Origin of the sequence: Acanthopleuribacter pedis, assembly GCF_017377855.1 — a bacterium.
Taxonomy (GTDB): domain Bacteria; phylum Acidobacteriota; class Holophagae; order Acanthopleuribacterales; family Acanthopleuribacteraceae; genus Acanthopleuribacter; species Acanthopleuribacter pedis.
On sequence record NZ_JAFREP010000044.1, the window covers coordinates 67,418 to 73,929 of the forward strand.

Annotated in this window: 6 protein-coding genes; 2 read left to right on the forward strand and 4 right to left on the reverse strand. The window is 58.1% G+C overall.

What is annotated here, in order from left to right; all coding sequences use genetic code 11:
• Nucleotides 1-118: 118 nt before the first annotated feature.
• The gene (gene msrA, locus J3U88_RS30710) at nucleotides 119-646 is read left to right on the forward strand and encodes a peptide-methionine (S)-S-oxide reductase MsrA (RefSeq protein WP_207862846.1); all 528 of its coding nucleotides are present in this window, start codon (nucleotides 119-121) and stop codon (nucleotides 644-646) included.
• 91 nt (nucleotides 647-737) lie between these two features.
• Here the strand turns inward: msrA and J3U88_RS30715 are convergent, their stop codons facing one another.
• Together J3U88_RS30715 and truA are read right to left on the reverse strand one after the other, a co-directional pair.
• Nucleotides 738-2,768, reverse strand: coding sequence for an NADPH-dependent 2,4-dienoyl-CoA reductase (locus tag J3U88_RS30715; RefSeq protein WP_207862847.1), 2,031 nt, complete (start codon nucleotides 2,766-2,768; stop codon nucleotides 738-740).
• Nucleotides 2,769-2,987: 219 nt separating this feature from the next.
• The gene (truA, locus tag J3U88_RS30720) at nucleotides 2,988-3,842 is read right to left on the reverse strand and encodes a tRNA pseudouridine(38-40) synthase TruA (RefSeq protein ID WP_207862848.1); all 855 of its coding nucleotides are present in this window, start codon (nucleotides 3,840-3,842) and stop codon (nucleotides 2,988-2,990) included.
• Nucleotides 3,843-3,947: 105 nt separating this feature from the next.
• Here truA and J3U88_RS30725 point away from each other — a divergent pair, with 105 nt between their 5' ends.
• Nucleotides 3,948-4,577, forward strand: a complete 630-nt coding sequence (locus J3U88_RS30725) for a hypothetical protein (protein WP_207862849.1) — start codon at nucleotides 3,948-3,950, stop codon at nucleotides 4,575-4,577.
• 554 nt (nucleotides 4,578-5,131) lie between these two features.
• On the opposite strand, the gene J3U88_RS30730 is transcribed toward J3U88_RS30725, so the two are convergent.
• Together J3U88_RS30730 and J3U88_RS30735 are read right to left on the reverse strand one after the other, a co-directional pair.
• Nucleotides 5,132-5,344: an RHS repeat protein gene (locus J3U88_RS30730; RefSeq protein ID WP_207862850.1), complete on the reverse strand. Its 213-nt coding sequence runs from the start codon at nucleotides 5,342-5,344 to the stop codon at nucleotides 5,132-5,134.
• A 50-nt stretch (nucleotides 5,345-5,394) separates the two neighbouring features.
• Complete coding sequence (locus J3U88_RS30735) at nucleotides 5,395-6,168, reverse strand: hypothetical protein (protein ID WP_207862851.1); 774 nt, start codon at nucleotides 6,166-6,168, stop codon at nucleotides 5,395-5,397.
• Between the last annotated feature and the right edge of the window lie 344 nt (nucleotides 6,169-6,512).

The window sequence follows — 6,512 nt, forward strand, 5'->3', positions numbered from 1 at the left end:
GTGGGTGATGCGCCCTTTTTCAGCAAAACGAACGGCCTTTTTTGGGTTAGTCTTAGGCGTCTTCGGGAGCCTCTTGTTCGCGGCGGAGCCCGTTAATCAGAGTTCGAAGGGGAGTAAGATGGAACAAGCAACCTTTGGTGCCGGCTGTTTTTGGTGTGTCGAGGCTGTTTTTGAAGAATTAAAAGGTGTTTCGACCGTGGTCAGCGGGTACGCCGGCGGCGAAAAACCGAACCCCACCTACAAAGAAATTTGTACCGGCAAAACCGGCCATGCTGAAGTCGTCCAAATCACCTATGACCCCGCGGTCATCAGCTTTGAAAAATTGTTGGAAGTGTTCTTTAAAACCCATGATCCCACCACTCTAAATCGTCAAGGTAACGATGTGGGGACCCAGTACCGCAGCGTGGTTTTCTATCACAACGACGACCAGAAAGCGGCCGTGACCCGCATTAAAAAAGAGCTTAACGAGGCGGGTGCCTTCAAGGATCCCATCGTGACCGAAATCAGCGCCTACACCAAAATGTACGAGGCCGAGGATTACCACCAGGAATATTACGCCAACAACGGCAACCAGCCCTACTGCCGGTTGGTGATTGCCCCCAAGATGGAAAAATTCAGAAAGGTCTTTGCCTCCGATCTAAAGTAAGGAAGCCGATACCCTGAAATAAAAAAAGCCGCGGTGATGTGCCGCGGCTTTTTTTGTGAAGATGGTTCGGGTATTCCTCTAATCTTAGACTCTAGAGCTTTGCCGAGAGGCGACTCCCTTCGTCAATCGCGCGTTTGGCGTCCAGTTCCGCCGCCAGCTTGGCGCCGCCGATGATGTGAACCGACACGCCCGCTTGTTCGAGGGGTTCTACCAATTCAGTCTTCGAGGTTTGCCCCGCGCAGATGATCACGTGGTCGACCTCGAGGCATTGGCTGTGGTCGTCGACCGTGATATGCAGGCCTTGGTCGTCGATGCGGTCGTAGCTCGCACCTGCAATCATCTGTACCTGGCGTTTCTTTAGGGAGCGGCGGTGGATCCAGCCGGTGGTTTTTCCCAAACCCTTGCCCGGCGTGGTTTTCTTCCGCTGCAGCAGGTAGAGCTTGCGCGGCGAGACCGGGTTTACCGGTTGGACGTTTTCAATTCCGCCGCGGGCTTCCGTATTGGGATCAATACCCCATTCCTTCATAAAAACCGCCGGGTCGGGATCTTGGTGTTCGCCTTCGTGGGCTAGGAATTCCGCCACGTCGAAGCCGATACCGCCCGCGCCGATGATCGCGACCCGTTGGCCGACCTCGGTCTTGTGCCGCAAAACATCGATGTAGGACAGCGACTTGGCGTGGTCGATGCCGGGGATGCCGGGCGTGCGTGGATTGACCCCGGTCGCGAGAATCACCTCGTCGTATTTTTTGTCGATCAAGTCTTGCGCCGAGACCTTGGTGTTGAGGTGCAGGTTGACCTTGGTCAGCTCGATTTGGCGTTTAAAGTAACGAATCGTTTCATGGAACTCTTCTTTGCCGGGGACCTGTTTGGCCATGTTGAACTGACCGCCGATTTCGCCGTCTGCCTCGTACAGGTCGACCTGGTGCCCACGCAGGGCGGCCACCGTTGACGCGGCCAAACCGGCCGGGCCGGCGCCGACGACCGCAACTTTTTTGGCCGTGCTCGCCGGCGTGTAATTGAGATCTTCCTCGTTACAGGCGCGGGGGTTGACCAGGCAACTGGCGAACTTAGCTTGGAACACGTGGTCAAGACAGGCCTGGTTACAGGCGATGCAGGTGTTGATTTCGTCCACGCGGTTTTCCGCGGCTTTTTTGACGAACTCTGGATCCGCGAGCAGGGGGCGCGCCATGGAAACCATATCCGCTTGGCCCGCCGCCAAAATGTCCTCGGCGACTTGCGGCATGTTGATGCGGTTGGTGGTGACCAGCGGCAGCGATACCTCTTTTTTCATTTTTTGGGTAACGTGCGCGAACATGGCGCGGGGGACCATGGTGGCGATGGTGGGGATCCGTGCCTCGTGCCAACCGATACCGGTGTTGATGATCGTGGCGCCGGCGCCTTCAATGGCCTTGGCCAAGGTCACAATTTCGTCCCAGGTACTGCCTTCCTCGACCAGGTCCAACATCGAGAGGCGGAAAATAATGATGAAATCTTTGCCGACCGCCGCGCGCATGCGACGCACGATTTCCACCGGGAACCGCATGCGGTTTTCGTAGCTACCGCCCCATTCGTCCGTGCGGTGGTTGGTGCGTTTGACCAAAAATTGGTTGATTAAGTAACCCTCGGAACCCATGACCTCGACGCCGTCGTAACCCGCCTCGCGGGCATAGGTCGCGCAACGCACGAAATCCTTAATTTGGCCCTCGACGCCGCGGCTGCTGAGGCCGCGTGGTTTGAACGGGCTGATCGGCGACTTGATCGCCGAGGGGGCGACGGCGAGGGGGTGGTATCCGTAGCGACCCGCGTGCAGAATTTGCATCGCGATTTTGCCGCCCTCCTTGTGAACCGCGTCTGTTACCAACTTGTGACGGTCGATTTCACCGCGTCGGGTCATTTTGCTGGAAAACGGCGCCAGCCAACCCACGCGGTTGGGGGCGATCCCGCCGGTCACGATCAAACCAACCCCGCCCGCGGCGCGTTCCGCAAAATAGCGAGCCAGTTTGGGATAGTGTTTGGCGCGATCCTCTAGACCGGTGTGCATGGAACCCATGAGGACGCGGTTACGCAGGGTGGTGAAGCCGAGATCGAGTGGCGCGAGCAGGTGGGGGTATTTGGAACTCATGTGGGGGGACTCCCTGGAAAGCGATGATGGGCGCGGAAAAGGCGCTGCAAGAAACGCCTTGCGGCGGTGTGACGGTTGCAAAAGGGTGCAGCAACCGGAAATTGGGGCGGGGTGCTCGTGGTTCGGGTCTGTTTCGCCGTGGGTGCCCGCCGCGAATGAATAAATGAATGGTAAATCATTTTTTTACATCAGTCATCGGCTTTCTTTTGACGCGGTTGTTCAGCTTTCCCCTTCGCCGCGGGACCAGGCGTCGGTCTGTTGCCAACTTCCCAGGAACTCGAGGAAACGGTCCCCGTCCGCGGTGAAGTCAAGGGCTTCCTTTTCGTAGAACACGTGGAACAGGTGTAATCCCCGTGCCGGCGCGGTATCGCCCATCAAGCGTCGGTCCCCGTTGTTGAGGTAATCAACGAATTGGTCGACGCGCCATTCGCCGGTGCCCACCTGGATCAGGCTGCCGATCATGTTGCGGACCATTAAATAAAGAAAGTGTTTGCCGACAACTTCAAAAAAGACCAGCGCACCTTTGCGGCGCACGCGGGTTTTGTAGATGGTGGTGTCGCTATGGGGGCGTTGGTCCTTGGCCGATTGCATGGCTTTGAAACAGCGCGTGCCCACCAGCGCTTGGGCCGCCTCGTGCATTGTGTCGGTATCCAGGGGTTGCGCCCAGGCGCTCACCAAATCGGCGACAAAGGGCGAGGCCAGGTTTTGAAAGGCGCGTAAACGGCCGATTCCCAGCGGGTTGAGAATGCAATAACCGTAGTGTTTGCCTTGCGCGTGAAAACGCGCCTGGAAACCGGGCGGCCGTTCCACCAGCCCGAGCACCTGAATGTCGGATGGGAGTAAGCGTTCGAGCGCGTGGCGCAGGCCGCTGAGCGGAATGGGGATGTCGACTTCAAAGCCGACGCGTTGATCGTGCGCGTGGACGCCCGTGTCGGTGCGGCTACTGCCAACGGTTTTCACCGTTTCGCGTTTGAGAATGCGCGCCAGTACCGCCGCGACCTCGCCCTGCACCGTGCGCACGTCCGGTTGGATTTGCCATCCGTGGAAGCGAGCGCCGTTGTAAGCGATCCGCATTTCAAGGTTTCGAATTGTGTTTTTTTGCTTTACCATTAAAGGGCTCAATTGGATAACGTATGGGTCGTGGTGACCGTGAACTTTTTGTAGGTGGTGTGGGCGCTTATGATTACCGGCTTCAATACCGACGTCAGGCACAAAGCCAAAGTCTATCATGTTCAGACTGAGGATAAAGGACGCAGCAACCCCAAGATCGAATCGCTGGTTTATGTCGGCGGCGAGATTTTGGACAGCTACCAGACATCCTACGAAAAGAAGAAGGCCGATCTCAGTGAAGACGAGATCATGGAGTTGCTGGAAAACCAGCACAAGCGGGTGATTCGCACCATTAAAACCGGCCACTACGACGGCCCCGACGCCTTCCCCGAGGACGTTTTGACCAACCGTGATTTGGATGAGTTGGTCGTGGATTACCTCAATTCCGAGCCCCCGCCCGACCAGTTGAAGCTGATCATCAACGGTTTGTCGACCGTGCGTGCCATGGCTGAGTCGACCCTTAAAATCGAAGCCAAGATGGTGACCGCGGGCGATCCCGTCGCCGATGTCCATGTGCGCGCCAAACTCGTGCGCCGCGGTATGGTGAACGAGGAGTTGGGCGAATCCCACACCGACCAAACCGGCCACGCCAACCTGGTGATTGCCGTGCCGGAATACACCAGCGGCGAGTCGAAGATTGTGGTGCAGGGCATATCCGACCTGGGTTTCGCCGAACAGGCTTATTTGTTGAAGCACTAACTCATTCGCGGACGCCTCAAAAACGTTAGGCGGGCGAACCATCGAAACCGCGGGGGTTCGCGTCGCGGCAGTTGATGTGCATCGGGTTACCCGCAATGGCGTCATTGCTTTATCGGCTGAAACCCGTCTGCGCCGTGGTGGCTGGTGGTTCGATGCGCGGGTGGATGCCGCGTTCGGAATGGACCTTTTCGTCGCCTTCGATCTCGCCTCGCACCGATTGGTATTAAGTTGCGGCCCAACCTTTGTCATTGTCGCCTAGATGAATGCCGATTTACTGCTCGTGACCCAGCCAATTGCCCAACGTGCCGTTCAGCAAACCGCTGTCGCCTTCTCCTCGCGCAAACAGCACCCATGCGCCATCGGTCCGATTTGATTCTTCGGTGCTGACGCGGTAGAAGATGCCCGGCTCGGGATGGTACCTAAGAAGCGCTGAAGCGAGGCGTTTTGGCTAAAGATCAGGAGCGAAACGGTTTGGAAAAAGCGAGTAGCGGGCGCGCACGACCGCACCCCGTGGGTGTGCTGAGCATTTTTACAGGCTGTTGTAGCCCAGCGATTTAGCTAAAATCATCGCGAGTTATCGCGCTTCTTAGGTGGTACCCGTAATCGTACACCATCCCCCGTGGATTGGTATAAGTCGCCACCTGGCCGTTGTCATTGTAGGTAACGGACCAAGCGTGGCCGTGGGGATCAATGCCGGAAATCGGCCGGCCGCGTTCATCGTATCGGGTTGTCGCGCTCGTGGTTCCGGGCGCGTGGTAATTCGCCAAGGTGACCACCCGGTCGGCGACCCGGATCTCCTCGATCTCGCCCTCACCGTTTACACGGACACTTCCTTCCTGGCTTGGGTGGTCTTGGCGATCATGCCGGTGCTGTCAAAGGTGACCTCCGAGCTGGCCGCGCGGGTGTCGCCGGTTTTTTGATCTTTGACGCTGATGCTTTGTTTGATGCCGTAGGGATCTTCGACCTTTAGCGTGGCGGTGCGCCCGTTAAAGCCGTCGGTCGTGGTGGTTTCGCCCTCGGCATAGGTCGTGGTTTGTTTGGTTTCGCCGGCCCCGGTTTCGGTCGGCCGCCCGAAGCCGTCCAATTGGGTGACGGCGGTGCCCACCCCGCCCAGCTCGTGCTGCACGGTCAAGCCGTCGGCGCTGATGGTGATCGGAACGGTGTCGGTTTGGCCCGCGATGGTGGCATCCGCGCGGGTGATCTCGATGCCGGCGTCGCCGATCACCACATTTTGGCTGTGGCTGATGCCGGCGGGACCGGTTACCCGCGTCACGATGTCGGTATCCTCGAAGTAGCTGTAACGGGTGGTGCCCACGGCCGGCCCCTCGCCGCGAACCACGCTCACCAAACGATCCAAGGGGTCGTAGGTAAACCGGGTGGTCGCCGCGATGGGTTTGGCGACGGTGACCTCGCGGAGCAAACCGCGTTCGTCGTAGGACTCGCGCCAGGCGGTATCGCTTGCCTTATCCTCGCTCGCGACCACCACGCGGTTACTGACGATGAGGTGCTGGAAGGTGGCCGATTGGTTGCCCAGCGTGGTTGCGGTGACCCGGCCCAAACCGTCGCGTTCCACCGTTTGTTTGGTGCCCAAACGGGTGCCGCCGACGACCTCGCCGAAACGGTTGAAGTGGGCGGTGCCCAGCGTATCCTTGCCGTTGGGCTTGAAGGCCGCCCCGCCTCGCTCATCGGCGGGATACTGCCATGGTGCAACACCTCGCTTGGGTTTCAGGAGATCGCCTGTTTCTGTTTTTGGTTGTCAATCACCAGACGTTCATACAGCCTGCTTGGTTATGGAGGAGAAACGATGTCGTGGCTGAACGTTTTGTGGTTGGTTTTGTTTTTGGGGAAGGTGGAAACGCGTCAGCAGGCCGTGCTCGATTTTCTTCTGGGTCTGATTCGGGTTCAGCGTGAAACGATTCGTTCATTAAATAATGG